Origin of the sequence: Streptomyces sp. Isolate_45 (assembly GCF_024721315.2) — a bacterium.
Taxonomy (GTDB): Bacteria; Actinomycetota; Actinomycetes; order Streptomycetales; family Streptomycetaceae; genus Streptomyces.
In genome coordinates this window covers 1-26,474 of the sequence record NZ_JANFAK020000037.1, presented here as the reverse complement: position 1 = coordinate 26,474, position 26,474 = coordinate 1, and the positions used below count along the sequence as shown (strand labels likewise).

24 protein-coding genes are annotated in these 26,474 nt (G+C 73.3%); 9 read left to right on the top strand and 15 right to left on the bottom strand.

Annotated elements, in window-relative coordinates:
* The first annotated feature begins 69 nt into the window (after positions 1 to 69).
* The 4 genes from NOD94_RS14855 (at position 70) to NOD94_RS14840 (ending at position 3,765) form a co-directional block, all read left to right on the top strand.
* On the top strand, positions 70 to 726 hold the full coding sequence (locus NOD94_RS14855; protein WP_281206377.1) for a phosphatidylserine decarboxylase: 657 nt from the start codon (positions 70 to 72) through the stop codon (positions 724 to 726).
* A gap of 34 nt (positions 727 to 760) precedes the next feature.
* On the top strand, positions 761 to 1,582 hold the full coding sequence (gene pssA, locus NOD94_RS14850) for a CDP-diacylglycerol--serine O-phosphatidyltransferase (protein ID WP_281206405.1): 822 nt from the start codon (positions 761 to 763) through the stop codon (positions 1,580 to 1,582).
* 194 nt (positions 1,583 to 1,776) lie between these two features.
* The gene (locus NOD94_RS14845; RefSeq protein ID WP_281206376.1) at positions 1,777 to 3,261 is read left to right on the top strand and encodes an AlkA N-terminal domain-containing protein; all 1,485 of its coding nucleotides are present in this window, start codon (positions 1,777 to 1,779) and stop codon (positions 3,259 to 3,261) included.
* 12 nt (positions 3,262 to 3,273) lie between these two features.
* Positions 3,274 to 3,765 carry a methylated-DNA--[protein]-cysteine S-methyltransferase gene (locus tag NOD94_RS14840; RefSeq protein WP_281206375.1) on the top strand — a complete coding sequence of 164 codons (492 nt, stop codon included), beginning with the start codon at positions 3,274 to 3,276 and terminating at the stop codon, positions 3,763 to 3,765.
* 1 nt (position 3,766) lies between these two features.
* On the opposite strand, the gene NOD94_RS14835 is transcribed toward NOD94_RS14840, so the two are convergent.
* The 3 genes from NOD94_RS14835 to NOD94_RS14825 are packed head-to-tail and all read right to left on the bottom strand — an operon-like array spanning position 3,767 to position 6,523.
* A complete protein-coding gene (locus NOD94_RS14835; protein ID WP_281206374.1) occupies positions 3,767 to 4,195 on the bottom strand; it encodes a hypothetical protein in 429 nt (142 codons plus the stop codon).
* Between the two features lie 59 nt (positions 4,196 to 4,254).
* Positions 4,255 to 4,752, bottom strand: coding sequence for an NUDIX hydrolase (locus NOD94_RS14830; protein ID WP_281206373.1), 498 nt, complete (start codon positions 4,750 to 4,752; stop codon positions 4,255 to 4,257).
* Between the two features lie 52 nt (positions 4,753 to 4,804).
* Positions 4,805 to 6,523 (bottom strand): BCCT family transporter, encoded by a 1,719-nt coding sequence (locus NOD94_RS14825; RefSeq protein WP_281206372.1) that lies wholly within the window; start codon positions 6,521 to 6,523, stop codon positions 4,805 to 4,807.
* A gap of 143 nt (positions 6,524 to 6,666) precedes the next feature.
* On the opposite strand from NOD94_RS14825, the gene NOD94_RS14820 reads away from it, so the two are divergent.
* Both NOD94_RS14820 and NOD94_RS14815 read left to right on the top strand, forming a co-directional pair.
* Positions 6,667 to 7,815, top strand: a complete 1,149-nt coding sequence (locus NOD94_RS14820; RefSeq protein ID WP_281206371.1) for a glycerate kinase — start codon at positions 6,667 to 6,669, stop codon at positions 7,813 to 7,815.
* 155 nt (positions 7,816 to 7,970) lie between these two features.
* Positions 7,971 to 8,483 carry a GNAT family protein gene (locus NOD94_RS14815; protein WP_281206370.1) on the top strand — a complete coding sequence of 171 codons (513 nt, stop codon included), beginning with the start codon at positions 7,971 to 7,973 and terminating at the stop codon, positions 8,481 to 8,483.
* On the opposite strand, the gene NOD94_RS14810 is transcribed toward NOD94_RS14815, so the two are convergent.
* Complete coding sequence (locus NOD94_RS14810) at positions 8,444 to 9,091, bottom strand: cysteine hydrolase family protein (RefSeq protein WP_281206369.1); 648 nt, start codon at positions 9,089 to 9,091, stop codon at positions 8,444 to 8,446. The genes NOD94_RS14815 and NOD94_RS14810 overlap by 40 nt on opposite strands.
* 113 nt (positions 9,092 to 9,204) lie before the next feature.
* Here NOD94_RS14810 and NOD94_RS14805 point away from each other — a divergent pair, with 113 nt between their 5' ends.
* A complete protein-coding gene (locus tag NOD94_RS14805) occupies positions 9,205 to 10,191 on the top strand; it encodes a helix-turn-helix domain-containing protein (RefSeq protein WP_281206404.1) in 987 nt (328 codons plus the stop codon).
* Positions 10,188 to 13,052, top strand: a complete 2,865-nt coding sequence (locus NOD94_RS14800) for a SpoIIE family protein phosphatase (RefSeq protein ID WP_281206368.1) — start codon at positions 10,188 to 10,190, stop codon at positions 13,050 to 13,052. The genes NOD94_RS14805 and NOD94_RS14800 overlap by 4 nt, the downstream gene beginning before the upstream one ends.
* Before the next feature lie 36 nt (positions 13,053 to 13,088).
* On the opposite strand, the gene NOD94_RS14795 is transcribed toward NOD94_RS14800, so the two are convergent.
* The 7 genes from NOD94_RS14795 to NOD94_RS14765 all read right to left on the bottom strand — a co-directional run bounded on the left by NOD94_RS14795 (position 13,089) and on the right by NOD94_RS14765 (position 21,185).
* Complete coding sequence (locus tag NOD94_RS14795) at positions 13,089 to 15,146, bottom strand: SpoIIE family protein phosphatase (RefSeq protein ID WP_281206367.1); 2,058 nt, start codon at positions 15,144 to 15,146, stop codon at positions 13,089 to 13,091.
* Between the two features lie 203 nt (positions 15,147 to 15,349).
* The gene (locus NOD94_RS14790; protein WP_281206366.1) at positions 15,350 to 15,829 is read right to left on the bottom strand and encodes a DUF3574 domain-containing protein; all 480 of its coding nucleotides are present in this window, start codon (positions 15,827 to 15,829) and stop codon (positions 15,350 to 15,352) included.
* A gap of 79 nt (positions 15,830 to 15,908) precedes the next feature.
* Entirely contained in the window at positions 15,909 to 16,850 is a 942-nt protein-coding gene (locus NOD94_RS14785; RefSeq protein ID WP_281206365.1) for a DNA-binding protein, read from the bottom strand.
* A complete protein-coding gene (locus NOD94_RS14780) occupies positions 16,847 to 18,055 on the bottom strand; it encodes an MAB_1171c family putative transporter (RefSeq protein WP_281206364.1) in 1,209 nt (402 codons plus the stop codon). Before NOD94_RS14780 ends, NOD94_RS14785 begins: the two co-directional genes overlap by 4 nt.
* Positions 18,052 to 18,633 carry a toxin gene (locus NOD94_RS14775; protein ID WP_281206363.1) on the bottom strand — a complete coding sequence of 194 codons (582 nt, stop codon included), beginning with the start codon at positions 18,631 to 18,633 and terminating at the stop codon, positions 18,052 to 18,054. Before NOD94_RS14775 ends, NOD94_RS14780 begins: the two co-directional genes overlap by 4 nt.
* 346 nt (positions 18,634 to 18,979) lie before the next feature.
* On the bottom strand, positions 18,980 to 20,197 hold the full coding sequence (locus NOD94_RS14770; RefSeq protein ID WP_281206361.1) for an aromatic amino acid transaminase: 1,218 nt from the start codon (positions 20,195 to 20,197) through the stop codon (positions 18,980 to 18,982).
* Positions 20,190 to 21,185: a DMT family transporter gene (locus tag NOD94_RS14765; protein WP_281206360.1), complete on the bottom strand. Its 996-nt coding sequence runs from the start codon at positions 21,183 to 21,185 to the stop codon at positions 20,190 to 20,192. The genes NOD94_RS14770 and NOD94_RS14765 overlap by 8 nt, the downstream gene beginning before the upstream one ends.
* 146 nt (positions 21,186 to 21,331) lie before the next feature.
* On the opposite strand from NOD94_RS14765, the gene NOD94_RS14760 reads away from it, so the two are divergent.
* Complete coding sequence (locus NOD94_RS14760; protein WP_281206359.1) at positions 21,332 to 21,814, top strand: Lrp/AsnC family transcriptional regulator; 483 nt, start codon at positions 21,332 to 21,334, stop codon at positions 21,812 to 21,814.
* 42 nt (positions 21,815 to 21,856) lie between these two features.
* On the opposite strand, the gene NOD94_RS14755 is transcribed toward NOD94_RS14760, so the two are convergent.
* The 4 genes from NOD94_RS14755 to speB all read right to left on the bottom strand — a co-directional run bounded on the left by NOD94_RS14755 (position 21,857) and on the right by speB (position 26,297).
* On the bottom strand, positions 21,857 to 22,387 hold the full coding sequence (locus NOD94_RS14755; protein ID WP_281206358.1) for an O-acetyl-ADP-ribose deacetylase: 531 nt from the start codon (positions 22,385 to 22,387) through the stop codon (positions 21,857 to 21,859).
* A complete protein-coding gene (locus tag NOD94_RS14750) occupies positions 22,387 to 23,805 on the bottom strand; it encodes an NAD(P)/FAD-dependent oxidoreductase (RefSeq protein ID WP_281206357.1) in 1,419 nt (472 codons plus the stop codon). The genes NOD94_RS14755 and NOD94_RS14750 overlap by 1 nt, the downstream gene beginning before the upstream one ends.
* A gap of 86 nt (positions 23,806 to 23,891) precedes the next feature.
* A complete protein-coding gene (locus tag NOD94_RS14745) occupies positions 23,892 to 24,716 on the bottom strand; it encodes an inositol monophosphatase (RefSeq protein ID WP_281206356.1) in 825 nt (274 codons plus the stop codon).
* A gap of 591 nt (positions 24,717 to 25,307) precedes the next feature.
* The gene (speB, locus tag NOD94_RS14740) at positions 25,308 to 26,297 is read right to left on the bottom strand and encodes an agmatinase (RefSeq protein WP_281206355.1); all 990 of its coding nucleotides are present in this window, start codon (positions 26,295 to 26,297) and stop codon (positions 25,308 to 25,310) included.
* Between the last annotated feature and the right edge of the window lie 177 nt (positions 26,298 to 26,474).

Here is a 26,474-nt window from a genome sequence, read left to right as displayed (position 1 = left end):
CATTCCAGTAAAGCCGCCGTCCCGTCCCCCCGTTTACGGCGCGGCAATCACCCGCTACGAAGGTCATCCATGCCCCACAGCCAAACCTCTGCACCTCGCGTCGGCCTCCTCGGCGGACGTATCGCTCGCGGAGCATCGCCGTGGCTTCTGCCGACCGTCGCCACCGCGGCGCTCAGCCTCACCCGGGCCCGCAAGTCCGGACGCTGGGCCGCGGCGGCCGTGCCCGCCACCGCGCTCGCGGCGGGCATGCTGTGGTTCTTCCGCGACCCCGAGCGTGAGATCGCGCAGGGCCGCGTCATCTCGCCCGCCGACGGTGTGGTGCAGAGCATCATGCCGTGGAAGGACGGGCGGACCCGCGTCGCGATCTTCATGAGCCCGCTGAACGTCCACGTCAACCGTGCGCCCCTCGCGGGCACGGTGACGTCCGTGGAGCACGTCCCCGGCGGGTTCGTCCCGGCGTTCAACAAGGAGAGCGAGAACAACGAGCGCGTTGTCTGGCACTTCGACACCGAACTGGGCGACATCGAAATGGTGCAGATCGCCGGCGCCGTCGCCCGGCGCATCGTCCCGTACCTGCCGGCCGGCACCAAGGTGGAGCAGGGCGAACGCATCGGACTGATCCGCTTCGGCTCGCGCGTCGACATCTACCTCCCCGAGGGCGTCGAGGTCGCGGTCGAGGTCGGTCAGGCCACCACCGCGGGGGTGACCCGAATTGACCGTGACTGACCCTGAGACTCCCTCCACCCCCTCGGCGGGGTGGGTGCCCGAGTCCGCCGAGGAGGAGTCCGCCGAAGACGACATGCCGCTCTCGTTGCGGCTGTCGATAGCGGACACCCTCACTCTCGGCAACGCGACGTGCGGATTCATGGCGGTGTACTTCACCACCACCGGGATCCTCATTCCGCACCTCACCGGCAGCGGTGAGTCGGGCATGGCCCGGCACAGCGCCGCGACGGCAGTGATACTGATGCTGCTCGCCGCGGTCTTCGACCTCTTCGACGGCATCGTGGCCCGCAAGCTGCGCAGCTCGCCGATGGGTGCCGAGCTGGACAACCTGTCCGACCTGATCAGCTTCGGTCTGGCTCCCGCCTACTTCGTGCTCGTCTACGGCATGGTCGCCGACGACGCGCACCAGAAGATGTCGGCGCTGGCCGCGATCGTCGTCCTGCTCGCCGTGGTGCTCAGACTGGCGAGATTCAGCTGCGTGACGATGAAGGACGGCATGTTCCAGGGCATGCCGAGCCCCTTCGGCGCGCTCACGGTCGTCTCGATCGTGCTGCTGGAGCTGCCCTTCATCCCGACGCTGCTGGCGATCATCGGGGTGGCCTGGCTGATGGTGAGCCGGGTCGAGTACCCCAAGCCGCGGGGAGTCCTCGCGGCGGCGATGCTCAGCTGGATCGTCGGGGCGATGGGCCTGCTGGCGGCCTGGGCGTTCGACGCCCCGGGCGGCCAGATCCTGCTCCAGGCCGGCTGCGCGCTCCAGATCGCGCTGGCGGCGACCATCCCGCTGTTCGCGACGACCCGGAGGGCCAACACCTTCCGGCACAACCGGCGCGAGGCGCGGGCGGCGCAGCTCCCGTAGGGCTGCCGCTCGTAACGACATGGCGAAGGCCCCGGGTGCCCCTGGCACCCGGGGCCTTCGCCATGTCCGCCTTCCCCATGTCCGTCTTCCCCGTGTTCGCCCTCGCCGGAGAGCCCCCGCCGGCAGAGCCCGGGGTTAGCCTTGATGTCGGAAAACCGCCAGCCCGGAGGGTCCGGGGTCGGGATCCTGGAGCCATGCACACCGATACAGACCGCTGCGTGAGAGCCGTGCAGTCGAAGGACGCCCGCTTCGACGGATGGTTCTTCACCGCCGTGCGGACCACGGGGATCTACTGCCGGCCCAGCTGCCCGGCCGTGCCCCCCAAGGTCGAGAACATGAGCTTCCTGCCCAGTGCGGCGGCCTGCCAGCAGGCCGGCTACCGGGCCTGCAAGCGCTGCCGGCCCGACACCAGCCCCGGCTCCCCCGAGTGGAACGCCCGCGCCGACTCCGTCGCCCGCGCCGTACGGCTGATCCAGGACGGGGTCGTCGACCGGGAGGGCGTGCCCGGCCTGGCCACCCGGCTCGGCTACTCGACCCGGCAGGTGGAGCGCCAGCTCCTGGCCGAGCTCGGGGCCGGTCCCCTGGCCCTGGCCCGGGCCCAGCGTGCCCAGACGGCCCGGCTGCTGATCGAGACCTCCGAGCTGCCGATGGGCGACGTGGCCTTCGCCGCCGGGTTCTCCTCGATCCGCGCGTTCAACGACACCGTCCGGGAGGTCTTCGCGCTCTCCCCCAGCGACCTGCGGATCCGGGCCGGCCGGGCGGCCGGGCGGCCCGAGGCGCAACCGCGGATCCCGGGAACGCTCAGCCTGCGCCTGCCGTACCGGGCCCCGCTGAACCCGGACAACCTGTTCGGGCACCTCGCCGCGACCGCCGTACCCGGGGTCGAGGAGTGGCGCGACGGCGCCTACCGGCGGACGCTGCGCCTGCCGTACGGCACCGGCGTGGTGGCCCTGACCCCCGGGCCCGACCACATCGGCTGCCGGCTCGCCCTGACCGACCTGCGCGACCTGACCATCGCCATCAGCCGGTGCCGGTGGATGCTCGACCTGGACGCCGACCCGGAGGCCGTGGACGACCAGCTGCGCGCCGATCCGCTGCTGGCCCCGCTCGTGGACAAGGCGCCGGGGCGCCGGGTGCCGCGCACGGTCGACGCGGCGGAGTTCGCCGTCCGGGCGGTGCTCGGCCAGCAGGTCTCCACCGCCGCGGCGCGGACGCACGCGGCCCGGCTGGTGACCGCGTACGGGGAGCCCGTCCAGGATCCCCACGGCGGCCTCACGCACCTGTTCCCGTCCCCGCAGGCCCTGGCCGCCCTCGACCCCGAGACCCTGTCGATGCCGCGCAGCCGCCGTACGACGCTCACCACCCTGGTCGGGGCACTGGCCGACGGCTCGCTGCCGCTGGGCATCGACAGCGACTGGGAGGCGGCCCGCGCCGGGCTGAACGCCCTGCCCGGCTTCGGGCCGTGGACCACCGAGATCATCGCGATGCGGGCCCTGGGCGACCCGGACGCGTTCCTGCCGTCCGACCTGGGGATCCGACGGGCGGCCGGGGAGCTCGGGCTCCCCTCCACCCCGGCCGCGCTGACGGCCCGGGCGGCGCTCTGGCGGCCTTGGCGCGCCTACGCCGTCCAGTACCTGTGGGCCACCGACGCCCACCCCATCAACCACCTGCCCGTCTGAGGAGCGCCCCCCATGAGCAGCAAGCAGCACACCGTCGTGGACAGCCCCTACGGACCGCTGACCCTGGTCGCCACCGACGGCGTCCTGAGCGGCCTGTACATGACCGGCCAGCGCCACCGGCCCGCCGAGGAGTCCTTCGGCGAACGGGTCGCGGACACCGAGGAACCCTTCCCGGAGGTGCGCCGGCAGCTGGCCGCGTACTTCGCCGGTGAGCTCAGGGAGTTCACCGTCCCGGTGCGGATGGAGGGCACCGCCTTCCAGCGCAGCGTGTGGGAGCAGCTGGTGCGGATCCCGTACGGCGAGACGTGGTCGTACGGGCAGCTCGCGGCGGAACTGGGCAAGCCGAGCGCCTCGCGCGCGGTGGGCCTGGCCAACGGGAAGAACCCGGTCGGCATCATCGTGCCCTGCCACCGCGTGATCGGCGCCTCGGGCGGCATGACGGGCTACGGGGGCGGCATCGAGCGCAAGGTGCGGCTGCTGGAGTTCGAAGGGGCGGGGAAGTAGCTCAGATCACCGAGAGGGGGACGAGGAGGGCGAATCCGGCGCCCGCCTCCACCGCGTAGGCGTAGAGGTCCGGGTGCTGGACGGGGGCCGCGAGGAGGACGACGCTCTGCTGGGCGGAGGCCGCGTCGACCCAGGCGGGGTCGGCGCCGAGGCGGCCCTGGTACCAGCCCTCGCAGGAGGCGGGTCCGGTGACGGCGAGGAGGTCGTCCTCGCGGCGGTAGAAGGCCTGCCAGCCCTCGGCGGGCGCGGACCAGCCCTCGAAATCCTCGAAGGGGGACCAGCCGCCCTCGCGTATCGCGTTGTCGAACAGCCAGACGGGCGAGCCGTCTTCGGTGACCTCGTCACCGGCCTGCTGGTCGGTGGTGAAGTGGACCATGGGGAGGGCGTCGGGCCCGTCGGCCGTGCTCGGCCAGGCGTACATCGTGATCATCTGCTGATTCTGTCCTGCTCGTGTCCGCTGCGGGTACCCGCCTGGCCTGCGATCTGCCGCTACGCCACGGGGCGGCGGCCGTTCTCCAGTTCCACGGTGCCCTCGCCGGACTCCAGCACGCGGTAGGCCTCTTCGGTCCGCCGGCCGAGGGATCCGAGGAGGTACGTGGTGAGTTCGCCCGGTTCGACCAGCTTCCAGGAGAGCAGTTCCTCCTCCTGGAGCTTGATCGAGGCGAGTTGCGCTTCGTCGAGCACGCCGCCGTCGTAGAGGTAGGCGGCCAGCGGCGGGCGGCCGGTGCCCAGCGACCAGTCCACGGCGAGGAGCCGGCCGAGCGGGACGTCGATGCCGATCTCCTCCGCGCTCTCGCGGCGGGCCGCCGTCCGCGGGGTCTCGCCGAGGTCGGATTCGATCGTGCCGCCGGGCAGGGCCCAGCCTTCACGGTAGTTGGGCTCCACGAGGAGGACCCGGCCCGCGGCGTCGCGGAAGAGGGCGGCCGCGCCGGCCAGCACCCGGGGCAGGCTCGCGATGTACGTGGCGAAGTCTTCGGTGGTGGTCACGGCGCCACCCTACCCAGCCGTCCGCGGCCGTCCGCAGGGCAGCCCCGCGCGATCACACCTGCGGGGTACCGCCGTCCTCGCGGTCCCGCCCCCTGGACTCGGCGACGCGCCGCAGCCGGAGGTGACGGGTCGGCGCCCGGTCGGTGACGGAGTCGCCGACCATGGCCTTGACGGCGTCCCGCACGCCGTGCAGGGCGTGGTGGCGTGCGGGGCCGGCGCCGGGGTCCTCGCGCAACTCCCTCACCAGGGCCCAGCACAGCAGCAGCATGACGACGGCGAAGGGCAGGGCGACCAGGATGGTCGCGGTCTGCAGGGACTTCAGACCGCCCGCGACGAGCAGCACGGCGGCCACGGAGGCCATGAGCACGCCCCAGGTGACGACGAGCCAGGTCGGCGGGTTCAGCGAGCCGCGGCTGGTGAGCGAGCCCATGACCAGGGAGGCCGAGTCGGCGCTGGTGACGAAGTACGTCATGACCAGGACCATCGCGACCCAGGAGGTGACGGTGCCGAGCGGCAGCGCGTCGAGCATGGCGAACAGCGAGGCCTCGGTGCCCTCCTTGAGCTTGCTCGCGAGGTCGGCGGCGCCGGTGGACTGGAGGCGGATGGCGGTGCCGCCCATGACGCAGAACCAGATCACGGTGGCGCCGCTCGGGACGAGCAGGACGCCGACGAGGAACTCCCGGATGGTGCGGCCGCGGGAGATCCGGGCGATGAAGGTGCCGACGAAGGGCGCCCAGGAGAGCCACCACGCCCAGTAGAAGATGGTCCAGGCGCCGAGCCAGGCGCTGTCGGTGAAGGCGCCGGTGCGGCTGGCCATGGGCAGCAGCTCGTCCAGGTATCCGCCGACACTGGAGGGGATCACGTCCAGGATGTGGACGGTGGGGCCGAGCACGAAGACGAAGAGCATCAGGACGGCGGCGAGCACGAGGTTGATGGTGCTCAGCCACTTGACGCCCTTGTGCAGGCCCGAGAAGGCGGAGAGCACGAAGGCGGCCGACAGCGAGGCGATGATGATCAACTCGACGGTGGTGGAGTCCTCGACGCCGGTGGTGATGTTGAGGCCCTTGGACACCTGGAGGGCGCCGAGGCCCAGGCTGGTCGCGGTGCCGAAGACGGTGGCGAAGACGGCGAGCAGGTCGATCGCCTTGCCGGCGGGCCCGTTCGCCCGCTCCTCCCCCATCAGCGGGACGAAGGCGGAGCTGAGACGGTTGCCGCGGCCCTTGCGGAAGGTCGCGTAGGCGAGGGCGAGCCCGGCGATGCCGTAGATGGCCCAGGGGGTGAGCGTCCAGTGGAAGAAGGAGTACTCCATGGCCGCGAGGGCGGCCGCGCCGGTGCCCGGGGCCGCCCCGGAGGCCGGGGGCGGGTTCAGGTAGTGGGTGAGCGGCTCGCCGACCCCGTAGAACATGAGGCCGATGCCCATGCCGGCGCTGAACATCATCGCGATCCACGCGAGGTTCGTGAACTCCGGTTCGGAGTCGTCGGCGCCGAGCCGGATCCGCCCGAAGCGGCTGAACGCGAGGACGACGCACATGACGAGGAAGACGTCGGCGGCGATCACGAACAGCCAGGCGAAGTTGTTCAACACCCAGGTGAGGGCGGTTCCCGAGGCGGAGTCGAAGGACTCCTTCCCGAGGGCGGCCCAGGCGACGACGGCCAGCACGGCGATCACGCCGATGGTGACGACGCCACGGTCGGGCGTGCCGTCCCCAGGGCCGCCGGACCCCCCACCCGGGGTATCCGGACGTGGCTGTTCCAGTGAATCCGTGCTCATGCGGCCACACTATGCAGGCGTATATCCGTATTTAGAGGCATGGCGCGCCGCCTGTGGCGTAGGCCACCCATGGGCATAGGAGGATCCTCCGGATAGGCTCATGGGGGCGCGACTGCACTGTTCGATAGCAAGGGATTAGCAAGGTGACGGACGGAGCAGTAACTGAGACCGCGCGCGTGCTCATCGCCGCGGACAAATTCAAGGGCTCGCTCACGGCCGTTCAGGTCGCGGAGCGGGTGACGGCCGGACTTCGCAGGGCCGTACCGGACGTGGAGATCGAGACCCTCCCCGTCGCGGACGGCGGCGACGGTACGGTCGCGGCCGCCGTGGCGGCCGGTTTCGAACGCCGGGAGGTACGGGTCACCGGACCCCTCGGCGACCAGGTCACGGCCGCTTTCGCGCTGCGCGACGGTACCGCCGTGGTCGAGATGGCGGAGGCCTCCGGCCTCCAGCTGCTGCCCGCCGGCACCTTCGCCGCGCTGACGGCCACCACGTACGGCTCGGGCGAGCTGCTGAAGGCCGCCCTGGACGCGGGCGCCCGCTCGATCGTCTTCGGTGTGGGCGGCAGCGCCACCACCGACGGCGGCGCGGGCATGCTGGCGGCGCTGGGCGCGGTGTTCCTGGACGCGAACGGTGAACCGGTCGGCCCGGGCGGCGGCGCGCTGGCCGGTCTGGCCTCGGCCGACCTGTCCGGGATCGACCCCCGCTTCGCCGAGGTCGAGTTCGTCCTGGCGAGCGACGTGGACAACCCGCTGACGGGCCCGAAGGGCGCGCCCGCGGTCTACGGCCCCCAGAAGGGCGCCTCGCCCGAGGACGTGGCGACGCTGGACGCGGCGCTGGCCCACTTCGCGGTCGTGCTGGAGAAGTCGATCGGCGCGAAGGCCGCCGAGTGCGCGGTGCTGCCGGGCGCGGGCGGCGCCGGCGGCATCGGCTACGGGGCGCTGCTCCTCGGGGCGACGTTCCGTCCCGGCATCGAGCTGATGCTGGAGGTGCTGGGCTTCGCCCCGGCGCTGGAGCGGGCCACGCTGGTCATCACCGGTGAGGGTTCGCTCGACGAGCAGACCCTGCACGGCAAGGCCCCGGCGGGCGTCGCGGCCGCGGCGCGCGCGGCGGGCAAGCCGGTGGTGGCGGTCTGCGGACGGCTGCTGCTGGACCAGGAGGCGCTGGAGGCCGCGGGCATCCGCAAGGCCTACCCGCTGACCGACCTGGAGCCCGACCCGGCGAAGTCCATCCCGAACGCCGGCCCCCTGCTGGAGCGGGTCGCGGAGAACATCGCCGCCGACGTGCTCTGACGAACGGACCGGCACGCACGGCGAAGGCCCGGAACCCCGCGACGACGGGGGTCCGGGCCTTCGCCGTCCGGGGCCGGGGACAGGGGCCGGGGGCGCGGGCGCGGGGGCGATATCCGGGTGCGCCGGCCCGGGGCCGGCTGGTACTCCGGGGTGCCATGGACACGTTGACGACCCCCCGACTGGACCTGCTGCCCCTCGACGCGGACGGCGCCCGGCGCCTCCTGGCCGGCGGCGGCCCCGCCGCGGGCCTGCTCGGGGCCCCCGGCTATCCCGACGCCGGGGACCGGGCCGGGGCCGAGCGGTACCTGCGGGTCCTGGCCGCGAGCGGGGACCCCGCGCCGTTCGGGGCGTACGAGATCCTGCGCCGTGCGGACGCGACGGTGATCGGCGGCGCCGGGTTCCACGGGCCGGCCGACGGGGCGGGCCGGGTGACCGTCGGCTACGGGCTGGTCCCGACCGCCCGGGGGCGGGGTTACGCGAGCGAGGCGCTGCGGGCCCTGGTGGAGCATGCCCGACGGCACGGGGCGGCCGCAGTGCTGGGCGACACCGACCGGGGGAACACGGCCTCCCGGCGGGTCATGGCCGCCGCCGGGATGCGGCCCGTCGGCGAGGACGCCCGGCTCGCCTTCTACGCGGTGACCTGGGCTCGGGCGGCGGACAGCAGCTGAGCGGTGGTCACGACCCGGGCGAAGCCGCCACCCTGCAGGTTCACCGCGGTGGCCGTGGCCAGTTCGTCGGCGGTCAGGGACAGTCCGTCGGGGCCGGCGAGGTCGAAGGTGTGCGTGGCGTCCAGCGGCACGAGGACCCGGTAGCCGAGGTTGCCCGCCATCCGGGCCGTGGTCTCGACGCACATGTTGGTCTGGATCCCGGCGACGACCACCTGGCGGATGCCCCGGGCGGTCAGCCAGTCGGCCAGGTCGGGGGTTCCGTAGAAGGCCGAGTTGACGGTCTTGGTGATCAGCAGGGCCTCGTTCCGGCGCTCCTCCACCAGGTCCTTGAACGCGTACCCGGGCAGGTCCTCGGCCAACACGGAGCCGGGCTGCACGGACCTGTGCCGTACGAGGACCACCGGGCGCCCCGATTCCCGCCAGGCGTCCATCAGGGCCGCGATGTTGTCCTCGGCGTCCGGATTGTTGCGCCGCCCCCAGAAGGAGGCGTCGTCGAATGCCTTCTGGACGTCGATGACGATCAGGGCGCTGTCGGCGGCGAGCTGCGGGCCGCCGGCTTCGGGGGTGGTGGGAGCCGGTCGGGGCGTGGTGTGCGCGGTGTCGGTCATGGCTCCATCGTGTCCTCGGCGGCGCACCCGTCCCAGGGGCTGCGCGGACCTTGATCGATGGGATCCTGCCGGCCTGGCAGGACGGTGCGGGCGGGGTCTGGCACAGTGGCTCCATGGAGCGCGTCGCGATCGTCGCCCAGCCCGGGATCCGGAGCTTCGACCTCGCCGTCATCACCGAGGTGTGGGGACCCGACCGCAGCCGGGTCGGGGTGCCCCCCTTCGAGCTGCGCCGGTGCGCGCTGGACGGCGGCCCGATCGCGCTGCCCGGCGGGCTCACCCTCACGCCCGACCGCGGACTCGACTGGCTCAGCGCCGCCGACCTGGTCGTCGTGCCCGCGCTGGCCGAACCCGGCGACCCGACGCCCGAGCCGGTGCTCGCCGCGCTGCGCGCCGCGCACGCCCGCGGCGTTCCGGTGGCCGCCCTGTGCGCGGGGGCCTTCGTACTGGCCGAGGCCGGGCTGTTGGAGGGCCGCCGGGCGGTGACCCACTGGTGGCTCGCCCCGCAACTCGCGGCCCGCTATCCGGGGGTGCTGGTCGAGGACGCCCCGCTGTACGTGGAGGACGACGGGCTGTGGACCTCCGCCGGGGTGGCCTCCGGAATCGACCTGTGCCTGCACCTCGTGCGGGAGGCCCACGGGGCGGAGGCCGCGGCGGCCATCGCCCGCTCGATGGTGACCGGCCCGTTCCGCACCGGCGACCACGCCCAGTACCTGGACCGGCCCGTTCCGGCGGCGGACCGGATCGCCGAGGCCCTCGCCGCCGTACGGGAACAGGCCCTGCGCCGGCTGCACGAGCCGCTGGACGTGGCGACGCTGGCGCGCTGGGCCGGGATGTCCCCCCGTTCCTTCGCCCGGCACTTCACCGCGGCGACCGGGACCACCCCGCACCGGTGGCTGCTCGGCCGGCGTCTGGACGAGGCCCGCAAACTCCTGGAGCGCACCGACCACCCCGTCCCGGAAGTGGCCCGGCGGGCCGGGTTCGCCAGCGAGGTCACCTTCCGCCAGCACTTCGGCGCCCGGGTCGGCCTCAGCCCGCGCGCGTACCGTGCGGCGGCGGCCACCGCACCGGGACGCGGCGACAGTGTTAGAAAGGGCTCATGACCGGACGTTCGGGTCGACACGGGGAAGCGCGGCCGGCAAGCCTGCTCGCGCGCCTCTCCCTGGCGCCGGGCACGGTCGCCGGGCAGGTGTTCGCGCTCCAGGCGGTGATCGTCGCGGTGTTGATCACCGCGGCCGCGTTGGCCCTGGTGTTCCAGGCCCGCTACGACAGCCGGCAGGACGCCCGCAACCGTTCGCTGGCCGCCGCCGAGGCCTTCGCCCACGCCCCCGGCCTGCCGGCCGCCCTGCGGGGCCCGGACCCGACGGCCGGTCTCCAGGCCCTGGCGGAGGGCGCCCGGAAGGGCTCCGGGGTGGACTTCGTGGCCGTGATGACCATCGACGGCGTCCGCTACACCGATTCCCGGCCCGAGCTGATCGGCGAGAGGGCCACCGGCGACCTCGCCCGCGCGGCCGCCGGCCTGTCGTTCACCGAGGTGTTCCAGGGCAAGCCCAGTGACGCGGTCCGCGCGGTGGTCCCCGTACGGGACGAACGCGGCGACATCGTCGGCCTGGTCTCCACCGGCATCGAGATCGAGAGGGTCGCGAACGTGGTCGAGGGGCAGCTGCCGCTGCTGCTCGGCGCGGCAGCGGGCGCCCTGCTCCTCGGCACCGGCGGCGCCGCCCTGGTCAGCCGGCGGCTGCGGCGCCAGACGCGGGGCCTGGGCGCCGCCGAGATGGCCCGGATGAACGAGCACCACGAGGCGGTGCTGCACGCCGTGCGCGAGGGCGTGCTGATCATCGACACGTCCGACCGTCTGGTCCTCGCCAACGACGAGGCCCGCCGGCTCCTGGACCTGCCGCCCGACGCCGAGCAGCGGCACGTGGCGGAGCTGGGCCTGGACCCGCGTACCACCGAGCTGCTGACCTCCCGCAGGGTCGTGACGGACGAGGTCCACCGGGCGGGCGACCGGCTCATCGCGGTGAACGTCCGCCCCACCGAGACCTTCTCCGGACGTCCTTCGGGCAGCGTCATGACCCTGCGCGACTCCACGGAGCTCGCCGCTCTCGCCGGACGCGCCGAGGTGGCCCGGGAGCGGCTCCAGATGCTCTACGACGCCGGGGTGCGGATCGGCACCACCCTGGACGTGGTGCGCACCGCCGAGGAGCTCTCGGAGGTGGCCGTGCCGCGCTTCGCGGACTTCGTCACCGTCGAACTCCTGGAGCCGGTGCTGCGCGGCGAGGAGCCGTCCCCGGCCGCGGGCGCGCACACCGAGATGCGCCGGGCGGCGATGTCGGGGGTGCGCACCGACCAGCCGCTCCAGCCCGTCGGCGACGTGATCCGGTTCGCCGTCCCCACCGCCCCGATGTCCGCGGCCCTGGACGCCGGGCACGCGGTGCTCGCGCCCGACCTGAACGCCGCGATGGGCTGGCGGGCCCAGGACGCCGCGGGTACCCGGGTGGCCCTGGACTACGGGCTGCACTCGCTGATCTCCGTACCGCTCCAGGCGAGGGGCGTGGTGCTGGGCATGGCGAACTTCTGGCGGGCCGCGGACACGCCGGAGGCCTTCGACGACGAGGACCTGTCGTTCGCCGAGGAGCTGGGGGCGCGGGCGGCGGTGTCCATCGACAACGCCCGCCGCTTCACCCGGGAACACGCCACGGCCGTGACCCTCCAGCGCAGTCTGCTGCCGAGGGTGCTGCCCGACCTGAGCGCGGTCGACGTGGCCTTCCGGTACCTGCCCGCGAAGGCGGGGGTGGGCGGCGACTGGTTCGACGTGATCCCGCTGCCCGGCGCCCGGGTGGCGCTGGTGGTGGGCGACGTGGTGGGGCACGGGGTGCACGCGGCGGCGACCATGGGCCGCCTGCGCACGGCCGTGCACAACTTCTCCACCCTCGACATGCCGCCCGACGAACTGCTGGGACACCTGGACGAGCTGATCGACCGGATCGACCAGCTGGAGCGCGGTGTTCCGGCCGAGGGCCCGGGCGGCGCGGCATCCGACCGGGGCGGTGACGAGCCGTCGTGGACGGGCGGCCGGGCGGGTTCCGCCGCGGACGGGGAGGGCCCCGACACCGGCGAGGAGCCCGCCGGGATCACCGGCGCCACCTGCCTGTACGCGGTCTACGACCCGGCCTCCGGAGCCTGCACGATCGCCAGCGCCGGCCACCCCGGGCCGGCCCTGGTGCACGCCGACGGACGGGTGGAGTTCCCCGAACTACCTCCCGGGCTCCCCCTCGGCGTGGGCGGCATGCCGTTCGAGGCGACGGGGCTGCGGCTGCCCGAGGGGAGCCGGCTCGTGCTGTTCACCGACGGCCTCCTGGAGGACCGCGACCGCGACTTCGACTCCGGGCTCGCCCTGCTGCGCGAGACCCTGTCGCAGCCCGGCCGCAGCCCCGACCAGGCCTGCGCGGACGTGCTGGCCGCGCTGCTGTTCCCGTCGCCGAGCGACGACATCGCCCTGCTGATCGCCGACACCAGGCGGCTGGACCCCGACCGGATCGCGGAATGGGAGGTGCCCGGCGATCCGTCGGCCGTGTCCCGGGTGCGGGGCGCGGGCGGCGCCCAGCTCGCCGCCTGGGGACTGGAGGAGATCTCCTTCACCGCGGAACTCGTCCTCAGCGAGCTGATCACCAACGCCATCCGGTACGGGTCGGCGCCCGTCCGGGTCCGCCTGCTGTACGACCGGAACCTGATCTGCGAGGTCTCCGACGGCAGCAGCACCTCCCCGCACCTGCGGTACGCGGCGACCACCGACGAGGGCGGCCGCGGCCTGTTCCTGGTGGCCCAGTACGCCGAACGGTGGGGCACCCGCTACACGGACCGCGGGAAGGTCATCTGGGCGGAGCTGTCCCTGACGGCGGGCCCCGAGCCGGCCGTGGGGCCCGCCCTCGACCTGGAGGCCCTGGAGGACCTCGGCTGGTGACGGGCGGGGTCCGTGCGGGATCCGGCCGCTCGAACCTCAGCAGGCCCTGGTACGGGCCAGGAGGATCGCCACGTCGTCCTGGGGGGCACTGGGGAGCAGCTGGGCCAGGATTCCCTCGCACAGCTCCTCCAGGGGCTGTGCGGCCCGCCGCAGCGCCCGGCCGAGGCGCTCCATGCCCTCGTCGAGGTCACGGTCGCGGGCCTCGATGAGGCCGTCCGTGTACAGCACGAGCAGGCTGCCGGGGGGCAGCGGCACCTCCTCGGTGCGGAAGTCGTGTCCGCCCGTGCCGAGCGGGGTGCCGGACGGCCCGTCGAGGAAGGTGACCGTGCCGTCCGCGGAGGCCACCGCGGGCGGCGGGTGCCCGGCGCGGGCGATCACGCAGCCGCCGGTCGCCGGGTCGTGGACGGCGTACACGCAGGTGGCCATCTCGTCCTCGCCGAGGTCGGCGACGACCGCGTCGAGGGAGCGCAGCAGCCGGGCGGGCGGCACGTCCTCGCGCGCGAGGGTCCGTACCGCCGTGCGGAGCTGTCCCATGACGGCGGCCGCGTGGATGCCGTGGCCCATCACGTCGCCGATGACGAGGCCGGTGCGGCCCCGGGGCAGCTGGATGACGTCGAACCAGTCGCCGCCGACGTCGTGGTCGCTGGCGGGCAGGTAGCGGCCGGTCAGTTCCAGGCCGGGGACCTCGGGGAGGGCGCTGTTGGTGAGGCTGCGCTGGAGGGTGCGGGCGGCCTGGCGCTGCGTCGTGTACATCCGTGCGTTGTCGATGTTGAGGGCGGCGCGCGCGACGAGCTCGTCGATCAGTACGCCGTCCTGTTCGTCGAACGGCTCGCGTTCGCGGACCCGGGTCACGGCCACGGCCCCCAGCACCGTGCCGCGGGCGACCAGCGGCACCATGCGCGCCGAGCCGAGGGTGGCGAGGTAGTCGCGCAGGGGTTGTGCGCGGGGGTCGGTGATCAGCGCGGGGATGTCCGAGGCGTACAGGGCCATCGGTACGCCCTCGGTGACGACCCGTTCGTAGACCGTCCCGGCCGGGACCTGGAAGGTCTGACCGGCGGTGAGCTTCGCGGTGGGCGCCGTCGGGTCGGGGAAGGTGGCGGCGAGTCGGCGCAGCACCCCGCGGGTGGAGGCCGCGGACTCGTCCGGGTCGAGGACCGCTTCGAGGATCTGCACGTCGGCGGAGTCCGCGAGCTGCGGGACCAGCAGGTCCACGATCTCCCGGGCGGTCTGGCGCAGGTCGAGGGTGGTGCCGATGCGGGTACCGGCCTCGGCGAGGAGCGCGAAGCGGGTGCGGGCCCGCTCGGCCTCCAGCTGGGCCCGCTGGCCCTCGGTGATGTCGATGAGGGAGGCGATGAGGCCGAGGCGGCGGCCGCTCCCGTCGAGCAGCGGGGCGTACGAACAGGACCAGGTGCGGTCGTGCTCGGGGTCGGCGGGGGTGCGGCCGGTGCGGCGGACGTCGACGACGGCGCTGCCGCACTCCAGCACCTGCCGCATGGTCGCCTCCAGCGCGGCGGCGTTGACCCCGGGCACGACCTCGGTGAGCCGTTTTCCGAGGTGGTCGGCGGCCGGGACGCCGTTCATCCGGGCCAGGGCGTCGTTGACCCGCAGGAAGCGCAGGTCGGGGCCGAGGGTGGCGAGGCCGATCGGGGACTGGGTGAAGAGGCTCTGGAGGGCGGCGAGGGAGTCCCGCATGTGCAGGACCTCGGAGGTCTCGACGGCGATCAGGAGGGCGCCCGTGCGGCCCTGCGGGTCCGCGGCGGGCACGATCCACATCTCCATCACCACGCGGTGCCCGTCGCGGTGGCGGACGGGCAGCGTGCCGACGACGGTCTCCCCGGCCTGGACGCGGCGGGTCAGGTCGCCGGCGAGCTCGCGGTTGGCCTCGGGGACGAGCACGGAGGTGCCGGGCTTGCCGAGGATGTCCTCGGGACGGTGCCCGAGGAGGTCCTGGGCGGCCAGTGACCATTCCACGATGCGGCCGTCCGCGTCCTCCCGCCACAGGGCGATCGGCAGCAGCTCGCGGAGTACGCCGGCGTATCCGACCGCCGCCATCGGCTGATCGGGCACCTCGCTCGTCGACTGGTAAGTGTCCAACGCACCGACCTCACCCCGGGGGGCCTGTTTGCTTCCGATTCACCCTATCCGAGGGCATGGGACGGCGCGTCGGGGCGGAGCCGGGCGGGGACGGCACGGCCACCCGCCCGCCACGGCCACCCGCCCGTCACGGCCACCGGCCCGGTACGCCCGCCCCTGCCGTGTACGGCCGCCCGCCCTGCCACGGGCGGCCGCCGGCCGGGTCAGAAGTCGGCCTGCGCCCGCACGTCGGCCCGGCCGACCGACTCGAGCTCCCACATCTTGCAGTAGAGGCGACGGATGTACTCGATGTCGATGTTGCGGCGGTGCGCCTCGCTCACCGGGTAGAGCACGGTCAGCTCGAAGGAGCGCTCGCCGTTGATGTCGCCCTCCTTGTCCCGCCACTGGCCGCGCCCCTCCTGGAGGGTCAGGCCGGCAGGGAAGCGGGGGGTGACCACGTCGGCCACGAACTTCATGAACTGCTCGTCGGTGATCGGCGGGTTGCCGTTGTGACGGCCGGTGCCGAAGTACAGGTGCGTCGAGACGAAGGGGCTGCCCACCGAGGAGGCGGACTGCTGCTCCGCGGCGGCCGTGGTGGCACGTGTCTCGAACGCGACGTCGGCCACGGGTCTTCCCACGGCGAAGAGGAGCGCGCCCACCGCGAAGAGGGCGGCGGCGGGCAGCGGTATCCGGATCTGGCGCATGTGTCTTCAATCCCTGTCTGTCGTTCGTGGAGGGGGGTGGCGATGGGGGGGGCTGTGCCCGGGGTCCGGCCCGCGCCGCTCAGGCGGGCAGGGACTCCAGGAGGTGGACCGCCGCGTCCTTCAGGCGGCCCGGCGCGCGCCCGGACCGGCGCACGTCCCGCGCCGTCCGGCGCAGGGTCCCGGTGGTCCGCGCGGAGCCGATCGCGGCGGCGCGCGGCGCGAGCTCGGCGACGAGGTCCTCGGCCTCGTTCCAGGCGCCGGCGCGCACCAGGGCCGCGAGGAGTTCGGCGGTGAACAGGTGCCGGTAGGACGGGCCGGGGGCGGTGGCCGCGGCGTGCAGGAGGGGGATGGCCCGGTCCCAGTACCGCAGCCGGGCGAGGACCCAGCCGCGGTGGCCGAGGAGTTCGCTCTCGTCGATCCACCAGGCCCAGTGCGGGTCGCGGCGGGAAACGCCGTCGAGGAACCGGCTCCGGGCGCGGCCGATCAGCGCGAGGGGTTCCCGGCGTTCGCCGAGCATCGCGATGGCGTGGGCCTGCCGGATCAGGACGAGGCTGTGCACCCGGGCCGGCAACGGCTTGGGGCCGCCGACGCGGGCGGCGCTCGCCAGGGCCGCCCGCGGCCGGCCGGTGTGGGCTTCGAGCATGCTGTGGTTGAGCAGCACCAGCCGCGCCGTCCAACGGTCGCCGCACAGCCCGGCCAGGGCCAGGGCCCGGGCGTTCATCCGCCGGGCCGGGGAGTGCAGGCCGGCGTCGAAGAGGATCCAGCCGATGACCTCGGCGAGCTCGGCGAGCGCGGCGAGCAGGTCGCCGTCCTCGGCGTGCAGGCTCGCGGGGTCGGCCGACAGCTCCGGGAAGCGCCGTAGGGTCTCGCGCACGGCGGGCACGGCGGCCGTGGCGCCCCGCTCGGTGTCCAGGGCGACGAGCCGCCGGATCGTGTCCAGCGCCGGGCCGAGCGGTGTGCGCGGGTCCTCGGCCGGGGCCGTCGCGGGGGGTGCGGACTCGGGGTGACTCGGGGCGCTCACGACAGGAGCCCCGCCTCGATCGCCCCTTCGCCGCGTCGGCCGAGGCTCGTGAAGGAAGAGGCGACCTCCGTCAGCCACTCCACCTCCTGGCGGAAGTCCTCGTACGGCGGGCGGACGGGAATGTCGGCGGCGTCGGCCTGCTCCGCGCGCTCCTGCGCGGGGCGGCTGAGCACGGCGCGCACCTGGAGGGCCTCCCCCAGGGGCGAGGTGGGGTCCTCGGGGAGGTTCAGGGAGCGGGCGACGCGGGCGAAGTCCGCGAGGGAGAGGGAGGTGCGGAGCATCAGTTGGCCGTCGCGGATCTCGATGACGCGCCGGTAGAGGCTGTAGTGCGGGTCGCGGGGCGGGATGAGGTCGCGGGGCAGGGAGCGGGGCGGGTCGAGGGCGATGTCCGGCGACGCCTCGTAGAGCGCCCACCACAGCGGGCGCAGCCGCAGGTAGGAGCGGTAGCTGCGGATCCAGCCGCGGGCGCGGGTGACGCGGATGCCCCAGGAGGGGATGGTCCAGCCGATGATCTGGAGCAGGGCGCCGACGCTTCCGCTCGTCCACTGGATGGGATCGAGGGCGGCTCCGTCGAAGTCCAGCCGGGTGCCCGCGATCTGGATGCCGCGGGTCACGCAGTAGACGAGGATCAGGCTCGCGCCGAGGGTGACGGTGCGCATGCCGACGGCGAGCCACTGGCGGTTGGCCATCCTGGTGAAGCGCAGCGACAGCCGTACGGTCTCGAACTGTCCGATGGCGCAGATCAGCAGGTAGAACGACATGTACAGGGCGTACCGGCCGTCCTGGATGCTGAGCAGGATCGTGGAGGTGGCCGTCTCGGACTTGGCGGCGGGGCCCACGGCCAGCGAGGTGGGGACGAGGACGCACAGGGCGGCGGCGAAGAACAGGACGCGGCGGCGGGCCATCCGGCGGGCCTCGGCGGGCGGGGACGACCAGTAGACGAGGACGACCTGCTGGGCCGCGGTCAGGATGACGACCGCGACCTGGGTGATCAGCGAGGTGATGTTGGGCAGTCCGAAGAATCCGGAGATGTGCAGCCGCAGCAGGTCGAGGTCGACCAGGAAGCTGATCCCGGAACAGAGGAAGTAGGTGCACAGCGCCCACAGGGCGATGTCGTTCTTCCTGCGCAGCAGGTCCGGAAGGCGGTAGGCGAAGGCGGCGATGCCGACGACGGCGCAGATCCAGGCGAGGATCCCGTAGATCACAGGCACCCCTGGTCCGGCTTGCCGAGTCCGTTCTCGATGCGGGCGACGATCTCGGCGGCGTCGGCGGGGACGCCCCAGGCTGGTTCGGTCCACCGTTTCGCGGCCCGCGCGAGGATCAGCGAGGCCATCGTCTCGGCTTCCTGTTCCTCGTCGTCGCTGTAGCGGGAACGCATCAGCATGCCGCGTACGGCGGCGGGGTCGACGTCGGGAATCAGCTGGCCGGAATCGCCGCCGGCGAGTTGCAGGGAACCGTTGTGATCGAAGGCGATGTGCGCCAGTTCGTGCGCGATGATGTGTTCTTTGTGTGAGGAGGACGCGGCTTTCTCGTACACGATGACGTCGAAGTCATCCATTTTCAGCCATATGCCGAACAGGTGGCGTTCGGGGAACGGCGTGGATATCAAATGGATGGGCCGGTTGCGCTGTTCGGTCAGATGGCGGTGGAGTTCGTCGATGCCGCACCCGTGCTCCATGCCCCACTGCGCGAGGAGCTCCTCGCAGGTGTGGCGGACCTTCTTCAGGCGGCGCCGGAGCCTTCTGTCCTCGGACGTCGATGACGCAGAGCCAGGTAACTTCATCCTCAGTCCTCCGCCGAACCCCTGCCCGGCCGTACCCGTCCGGCCACGCCGCCGGCCCCGTACCGGCCGGCCCGGAAAGGGAATGGAACCCCCTCCGCCTCGGCACCACGGCGTCCGAAGGGTTCCGATTCCGGGGCGACGACGCGGCCATGATGCCACACGCCCGACACCCTTATCCGTGCGACGAGTTCCATCCGGCCATTCCCCGAACGTTTCCGCCATCGGTCCCGGAGGGATTTCGGCCACGCCTTTCACGTAACTTCTACGAATTCACCGAAATGTGCCGTGAAAGGCGGTCGGCTCCCGGGCCGTTGCTGGTGGGCGCACCCGTGCGGGGGCGTGGGGCTCAGTACGCGAGCCGGGCCCGGAGCGGGAGTTCGGCCGGGTCCAGGACGGCCGCGATGCCCCGGGCGAGGCAGGGGATCCGGTGGGGCGGGATCCCCGCGATGTTGACGCGGCCGGAGGTGGTGCCGTAGATGGCGAACTGCCTGCGCAGCAGGAGCATCTGGGGGGAGGTGAGCGGCAGCATGGAGAACATGCCCTTCTGCCGCGCGAGCGCCCCGGCCTGGACCTCGCAGCCCAACGCGTCGAGCTGCTGGGCGAGTTCCGACCGGTTGGCGGTGATCCGGCCCCGCATGAGGTCCAGTTCCGCTTCCCAGGAGCGGCGCAGCCGCTCGTCCTCCAGGATGGTCGTCACGACGGCGGCGCCGTGCTCGGGCGGCATCGAGTACAGGGTCCGGGCGGCGTTCTGCAGGGCCGTCTCGGCGTGCCGCACGGACCGGGCCGAGGCGCCGATGACGATGGCGCAGCCCGTGCGGTCGCTGTAGAGGCCGAAGTTCTTCGAGCAGCTGACGGCCACGAGCATCTCCGGTACCCGCGCGGCGAGCATCCGGGTGGGGGCCAGGTCGGCCTCCAGCCCGTCGCCGAGCCCGTGGTAGGCGAGGTCGACGAAGGGGACCCAGCCGTTGCGGGCGGCCAGCTCGGCCAGGGCCGCCCAGTCCCGCGGGGAGGGGTCGGCGCCGGTCGGGTTGTGGCAGCAGCCCTGGAGCAGGACGACGTCGTCGTGCCGCGCCGCGCCGAGGTCGCGCAGGACCGAGTCGGCGTCGAAGCCGCCCTCGGCGTCGCGCCAGGCGTAGGTGCGTACGGTCAGGCCGGCGGCCTCCAGGATGGGCCGGTGGTTGACGTAGGCCGGATCGCTGATCCACACGGTCGTGCCGGGGCGGGTGCGGCATATCAGGTCGGCCAGCAGCCGCAGCGCGCCGGAGCCGGCGACGGTCTGGACGGCCGCGGCCCGGTCGGCCGGACCGTCGGGGCCGAGGACCATGGAGAGCAGGGCCCGGTTGAAGCCGGCGTTGCCGGAGAGCCCGCGGTACTCCTTGGAGTCGGATCGCTCGGCGAGCAGGATCTCGGCCTCGCGGACGGCCGCCATGACGGGCGTGCGGCCGGTCGGGTCACGGTAGACGCCGAGGACGAGGTTCAGCCGCTCGGGGCGTTCGTCGGTGCCGAACTCGTACGTCAGGTCCCACAGCGGGTCGGTGGGCGGCGGGGGAAGGAGCTCAAGCATCTGCGGGAACCTCGGGTCGCGGGCGGGCGTGCGGGCGGGGACGGCGGTTGGCGAGGACCACGCCGGCGGTGATGAGGGGGACGCCGACGAGCACGGCGAGGGCCGGCTTCTCACCGAGCAGCGGCACGGCGAGCAGGACGACGGCGACGGGGCTGAGGCTGCCGACGACCGAGGCGCGCTCGGCGCCGAGCCTGCGGATGGCGAAGGCGTACAGGAGGCCCGCGCACAGGCCCACTCCGAGCCCCTGCACCACCAGGAACAGGAGGATGTCGCCGCCCTCGGCGTGCGCGATGCCGGTCGGGAGCACCCCGGTCAGGACCAGGAGGGCGATGACGGCGAAGGAGGGCAGGCAGAGCAGGCCGATCGAGCCGACGGGGTCGAGGTCCACGTCGCGCAGGCCGACCGTGTAGAGGGCCCAGAGCCCGCTGGCGACGAGGAGGGTGCCCGCGCCGGCCAGCACGTCGGTGTCGACGGGGACGACGTGGCGCCAGACGAGGGCCACCACCCCGGTCGCGATCAGGGCCAGGCCGGCGGTCTGCGCCCCGCGGGGCAGACCGCGACCGCGGGCGGCCATGAGGGCGGAGACGAACAGCGGGACCATGCCGGGGACGATCGAACCGACGAAGGCGGCCGAGGTCAGGGCGCCGCCGTGCATGGCGGCGAGGAAGAACGGCACCCCCGCGCCGCAGACGATCTTGATGGCGGGGCCGGGGCGGACCGCCGCGATGCGTGCCCGCCGCCGCCACAGCGCGGGGAGCAGGACGACCAGCGGGACGCCGAAGCGCAGCAGGGCCGCGTCGGCGGGCAGGAGGGTGGAGGCGCTCAGGGCTCGGGCGCTGAGTGCGAAGGCGGCCCAGATCGCCACGGTCACCAGCAGGGCGGCCATGCCCTGTGCCTGGGGGGAGAGCCCGCGGCGGCCGGGGTTGCCGGCCTGCGGGCCCACCGCGTCGAGAGGAGCGGCCGCCCCGGTGGTTGTGGTCGCGACCAACGAAGTTGCTCCAGCCTGTGAGAGCGGACCGGTCTGGTCCGTTCCCTCGCAACGCTAGGGCCTGGGCCGGGGCAGCCGATTGCCAGTTCTGTCGCTCGGACATACGTTTGGGGCAGAATCTGCCAAGAACCACCCCGGGAGGGTCCATGGACGCCGTCGATCTGCAGATCATCCGGGAATTGCAGGCCGACGGACGCCTGTCGAACCAGGACCTGGCCGACCGCGTCCGGCTGTCCCCGTCCCCTTGTCTGCGCCGGGTCCGCCGACTGGAGGAGGCGGGTCTGATCCGCGGCTACACGGCCATGGTCGACCAGGTCGCCTTCGGGCTCCCCGTCACCGTCTTCGTCCGCATCCGCCTGGAGCGGCACACGGCGGAGGCGGTCGCGGTGTTCGAGGAGCACGTCGCGGTCATCGAGCACATCCAGGACTGTTACCTGATGGCGGGCAGCAGCGACTACCTGCTGCGCGTCGTCATCGAGGACCTGGAGGCGTACGAGGCCCTGGTCCGCCACCGGATCCACGCCATTCCCGGCATCGCCTCGATCGAGTCGAGCTTCGCCTACGGCAGCGTGAAGCAGTCCCGGACCTACCCGCGCCCCTCCCCCGGCGGGTCCGCGCGGGGGCGGTGACGGCGGGCCGTCTCCTGCGGGACCTGCCGGTCCTGCCGGTCCCTACGCGCGGTCGACCTCCGGGCCCCCGACGGCCGCCTCGAAGGCCGCGTGGGCGGTCGCGTCGAAGAGCACGAACCGGACCTCCTCGACGTCGGTGCGGGCCGCCCGCACCGTTTCGACCGCGATGCGGGCGCCGTCGTCCATCGGCCAGCCGTAGATCCCGGTGGAGATGGCGGGGAAGGTGACCGTACGGGCCCCCAGTTCGTCGGCGACGCGCAGGGACTCGCGGTAGCAGGAGGCGAGGAGCGCGGAGCGGTCCTCCTCCCGCGACCACACCGGCCCGACCGTGTGGATGACGTGCTCGGCCGGCAGGCGCCCCGCCGTGGTGGCCACCGCCCCGCCCGTCCGCAGGCCCTTGCCGTAGTGGGAGCGCCGCAGGTCCTCGCAGGCGGCCAGGATCTCGGGGCCGCCGCGCCGGTGGATGGCGCCGTCCACTCCCCCGCCGCCGAGCAGCGAGGAGTTCGCGGCGTTGACGATCGCGTCCGCCGGTTCGGCGGTGATGTCTCCGAGGACGAGGGCGATGCGGACCATCAGGAGGCCTTTCGCAGGTGGCGCCAGACCGCCTTGGCGGCGTTGTGGCCGGACATGCCGTGGACGCCGGGGCCGGGCGGGGTGGCCGAGGAGCACAGGAACACCGCGGGGTGGGCGGTGGTGTAGGGGGACAGGGTGAGCTTCGGGCGCAGCAGGAGTTGGAGGCCGGAGGCCGCGCCGCAGGCGATGTCCCCGCCGACGTAGTTGGGGTTGCGGGCCGCGAGCTGCGGCGGACCTGCCGTGGCCCGGGCCAGTACGAGGTCGCGGAAGCCGGGGGCGAAGCGCTCCAGCTGCCGTTCGATGGGCTCGGTGAGGTCGCCGTCCCAGCCCGACGGGACGTGTCCGTACACCCAGAACACGTGCTTGCCCTCGGGGGCCCGGCCGGGGTCGACGAGGCTGGGCTGGGCGGCGATGAGGAAGGGGTTGCGCGGGGGGCGACCGCCGGAGGCGAGTTGCAGGGCGGCGTCGATGTCACGGGTCCGGGGGCCGATCTGGACGGTGCCGGCCCGGCGGGGGTCCTCCGCGGTCCAGGGCACCGGCCCGTCCAACGCGTAGTCGATCTTGAAGGCGGCGGCCCCGTACCGGTAGCCCTCGTAGGCGCTGCCCAGCCGGGCGATGCGGGCCAGGGCGGTCGGGGAGGTGTCGAAGACGTACGCGCGGGCCGGCGGGAGGTCGTCGAGCCGCTTGACCTCGAAGCCGGTGTGCAGGGTGCCGCCGAGGTCGCGCAGGTATCCGGCGAGGGCGTCGGAGAGGGATTGCGATCCGCCGCGCGGCAGGGGCCAACCGCCCGCGTGCGCGGCGAGGGCGAAGACCAGGCCGACGGCGCCGGTCCCGATGCCGTTCAGCGGAGCCATGACGTGCGCCACCAGCCCGGCGAACAGGGCGCGCGCCCGGTCGTCGCGGAAGCGGCGCAGCAACCAGGTGGAGGGCGGCAGTCCGGTGAGCCCGAACCGGGCGAGGGTGACCGGGTCCCGGGGCAGCGCGGTGTTCGGCAGGGACATGAAGTCGCGGGCGAGGGTGTCCCACTTGCCGAGGAACGGCTCCACCAGGCGCCGGTACGCGCCCGCGTCCCGCGGCCCGAAGGAGGCGGCCGTCTCGGCGACGGACCGGGAGAGCACGGCGGCCGTGCCGTCGTCGAAGGGGTGAGCCATCGGGAGCGGGGCGTGCAGCCACTCCAGTCCGTACCGGTCGAGCGGCATCGTCCTGAACACCGGCGATCCGGCGCCCAGGGGGTGGACCGCCGAGCAGGGGTCGTGCCGGAAGCCCGGGAGGGTGAGCTCCTCGGTCCGGGCGCCGCCGCCGACGGTGTCCGCCGCCTCGAACACGGCCACGGAGTGGCCTCGGCGGGCCAGTTCGACGGCGGCCGTCAGGCCGTTGGGCCCCGCCCCCACCACGACCGCATCGAGAATCGGCGGCACTTGCGACTCCTTCGTCCGATGGGCACTGACCCCACCCTATTGCGCCGCCCGCGCCGATCGGATCCTCCCGGGGCCCCGCGGCGGGCCTACGCTCCGCGCAGCAGGTCCCGGACGCGTACGGTCGTGGCCTCGTCACGGCCGACCGCGAACGGGAGGGCGTTGTCGCGGTCCACCCGGAAGGGCACCCCGTCGACGGTGCTCTGGGTACCGCCCGCCTCGGCGATCAGCAGGAGGCCGGCGGCGTGGTCCCAGGCCGAGGGCCAGTTGAAGGCCAGGGCGTCCATCTCCCCGCGGGCCACCTTCAGGTACTCCAGACCGGCCGAACCACAGGGTCGGACGGCGACACCGGGGACCTCCAGCCGGGCGAGGATCCGCCGCTCCTCCTCCGTCGTGTACAGCGGGTGGGCCGTGGCCACGCGCAGTTCGGCGCCGGGCTCGGGCGAACCGCTGTGGATCCGCTCGCCGTTGACGTACGCGCCCTGCCCGCGCACGGCGGTGGCCAGTTCGTCCAGGGCCGGGGCGAAGGTCCAGGAGGCGAGGATCTCGCCGCGCAGGGCCAGCGCCACCAGGGTGCAGAAGGCGGGGTCGCCGTTGACGAACTGCCGGGTTCCGTCGACCGGGTCGACGATCCAGACGGGGGCTTCGGCGCGCAGCGCGCGGTAGACGTCCGGGTCGGCGTGCACGGCCTCCTCGCCGACCACGGCCGAACCGGGCAGCAGCTTGGTCAGCGAGGCCGTGAGGTGTTCCTCGGCGAGCCGGTCGGCGACGGTGACGAGGTCGTGGGGACCGCTCTTCTGGTCCACCTCGTGGTCGGCGAGCTGCCGGAACCTGGGCATGATCTCCACGGCCGCCGCCTTGCGCACGGCCTCTTCCACGGCGGACAGGTCACGGGCCAGAAATTCATCGATCATGCGTCCAGCAAAGCACGCCCGACCGACAAACCCCACCCCCGCACACGTCCGAGCGGCGCACGCCGGACGACCGGCGGGTGAACGGGCCGGGCGGGTGGTGGGGTTGGGACTCCCGGCCCGTCCTGCGGAGCCGGCCGGCCGAGCTTGACACTGTAAGTAAACTTTCCTAACTTGGCCCGACGTCACCGTTCGGCATGCGACCGCCCCGCCCCGGGACCGCGCCGCCGGCGACCGGTCCGCGTCGTATCCCGTGAACTCAATGAACGAAATGATGACGGGGGCGTACGCGTCAGGTAATTCTAATCGGAACCGCGCCCCTTGGCGTATTTACGATCGCGCCCGACGGAAGGCGCGTCGGTTTATCCGCCTCTTACTTACGCGGGCAGCACGAAGCATCGGAAATGCTATCCGTGTCGTCCCGGGGTGCGCGCCGAATAGGGAAACGGTGAGGCGAAGTCGGCGTGGGTCGACGCCCGTCGGCAAGTATGGCCGAGCCCGGTCGGCTTGCGGCGTCCCGAGGATTTCAGTCAGGTAAATTCGCGCGTGCGGGAGGGGCCGGCGCCCCGTGCGGGCCGGCCCCTCCCGAGTCGGTTACTTCGCCATGCCCCAACGGACGGGGGCGATCTGCTTGGACATGATGGTGATCAGCTCGTACGCGGCGTGCGACGCGGCGATCGAGGTGATTCCGGCGTGGTCGTAGGCCGGTGCGACCTCCACGATGTCGGCGGAGACCAACTGGCAGTCGGCGAGGCCGCGCAGGATCTCCAGCAGTTCGCGGGAGGTCATGCCACCGGCTTCCGGGGTGCCCGTTCCCGGGGCGTGCGCGGGGTCCAGGACGTCGATGTCGATGGAGATGTACAGGGGCCGGTCACCGACCCGCTCGCGCAGTTGCTGGGCTATCTCGTCGACCCCGCGCCTCATCACGTCCGCCGAGGTGACGATGCCGAAGCCGAGCTTGGCGTCGTCGTCGAGGTCCTTCTTCCCGTAGATCGGGCCGCGGGTGCCGACGTGGCAGAGGGCGGAGGTGTCGATGACGCCCTCCTCCACGGCCCGACGGAAGGGCATCCCGTGGGTGTACTGCTGGCCGAAGTAGTCGTCCCAGGTGTCCAGGTGGGCGTCGAAGTGCAGGACCGCCACCGGCCCGTGCTTCTTGGCCACGGACCGCAGCAGCGGCAGCGCGATCGTGTGGTCCCCGCCCAGCGTCATCAGCCGGGCGCCGCCGGAGAGGAGCTCGTCGGCGGCGGCCTCGATGGTCTCCACCGCCTCGCTCGTGTTGAACGGATTGGCGCTGATGTCGCCCGCGTCGGCGACCTGGCTGTAGTGGAACGGGTAGACGTCCTGCGCCGGGTTGTAGGGGCGCAGGGTGCGGGAGGCCTCGCGGATGGCGTTGCCGCCGAAGCGGGCTCCGGGGCGGTAGGTGACACCGCCGTCGAACGGGACGCCTACGACGGCGATGTCCGCCTTCTCCACCTGGTCGATGCGGGGGATGCGGCCGAACGTGGCCTGACCGGCGAAGTGCAGCGTCCGGTCGGTCTCGGTCGGCGCCAGCGGCGGGGTCGGTCCGTTGGGCTGGGCGGTCATGGTGCGGTCCGTGCCTTTCCGGGTACTGCGGCCCGGTGCCCCGTTGGTGGGCCCGGGCGCGGGTGGGGGACGCCGGGCGGCTCCCGGGCGTGCGGTGTTCTACTGCGGCGGGTTGCCGTGCTTGCGCGACGGCAGGTCGGCGTGCTTGGTGCGGAGCATCGCGAGGGCGCTCGCGAG

Excerpts from the sequence above, each read along its gene's own strand:
- NOD94_RS14760 (WP_281206359.1), top strand. The coding sequence starts at position 21,332 with ATGGACGCCGTCGATCTGCAGATCATCCGGGAATTGCAGGCCGACGGA.
- NOD94_RS14790 (WP_281206366.1), bottom strand. The coding sequence starts at position 15,829 with ATGCGCCAGATCCGGATACCGCTGCCCGCCGCCGCCCTCTTCGCGGTG.
- NOD94_RS14770 (WP_281206361.1), bottom strand. The coding sequence starts at position 20,197 with ATGCTTGAGCTCCTTCCCCCGCCGCCCACCGACCCGCTGTGGGACCTG.
- NOD94_RS14755 (WP_281206358.1), bottom strand. The coding sequence starts at position 22,387 with ATGGTCCGCATCGCCCTCGTCCTCGGAGACATCACCGCCGAACCGGCG.
- NOD94_RS14825 (WP_281206372.1), bottom strand. The coding sequence starts at position 6,523 with ATGAGCACGGATTCACTGGAACAGCCACGTCCGGATACCCCGGGTGGG.
- NOD94_RS14810 (WP_281206369.1), bottom strand. The coding sequence starts at position 9,091 with ATGACCGACACCGCGCACACCACGCCCCGACCGGCTCCCACCACCCCC.
- NOD94_RS14775 (WP_281206363.1), bottom strand. The coding sequence starts at position 18,633 with ATGAAGTTACCTGGCTCTGCGTCATCGACGTCCGAGGACAGAAGGCTC.
- speB (WP_281206355.1), bottom strand. The coding sequence starts at position 26,297 with ATGACCGCCCAGCCCAACGGACCGACCCCGCCGCTGGCGCCGACCGAG.
- NOD94_RS14800 (WP_281206368.1), top strand. The coding sequence starts at position 10,188 with ATGACCGGACGTTCGGGTCGACACGGGGAAGCGCGGCCGGCAAGCCTG.
- NOD94_RS14805 (WP_281206404.1), top strand. The coding sequence starts at position 9,205 with ATGGAGCGCGTCGCGATCGTCGCCCAGCCCGGGATCCGGAGCTTCGAC.
- NOD94_RS14845 (WP_281206376.1), top strand. The coding sequence starts at position 1,777 with ATGCACACCGATACAGACCGCTGCGTGAGAGCCGTGCAGTCGAAGGAC.
- NOD94_RS14745 (WP_281206356.1), bottom strand. The coding sequence starts at position 24,716 with ATGATCGATGAATTTCTGGCCCGTGACCTGTCCGCCGTGGAAGAGGCC.
- NOD94_RS14815 (WP_281206370.1), top strand. The coding sequence starts at position 7,971 with ATGGACACGTTGACGACCCCCCGACTGGACCTGCTGCCCCTCGACGCG.
- NOD94_RS14835 (WP_281206374.1), bottom strand. The coding sequence starts at position 4,195 with ATGATCACGATGTACGCCTGGCCGAGCACGGCCGACGGGCCCGACGCC.
- NOD94_RS14855 (WP_281206377.1), top strand. The coding sequence starts at position 70 with ATGCCCCACAGCCAAACCTCTGCACCTCGCGTCGGCCTCCTCGGCGGA.
- NOD94_RS14840 (WP_281206375.1), top strand. The coding sequence starts at position 3,274 with ATGAGCAGCAAGCAGCACACCGTCGTGGACAGCCCCTACGGACCGCTG.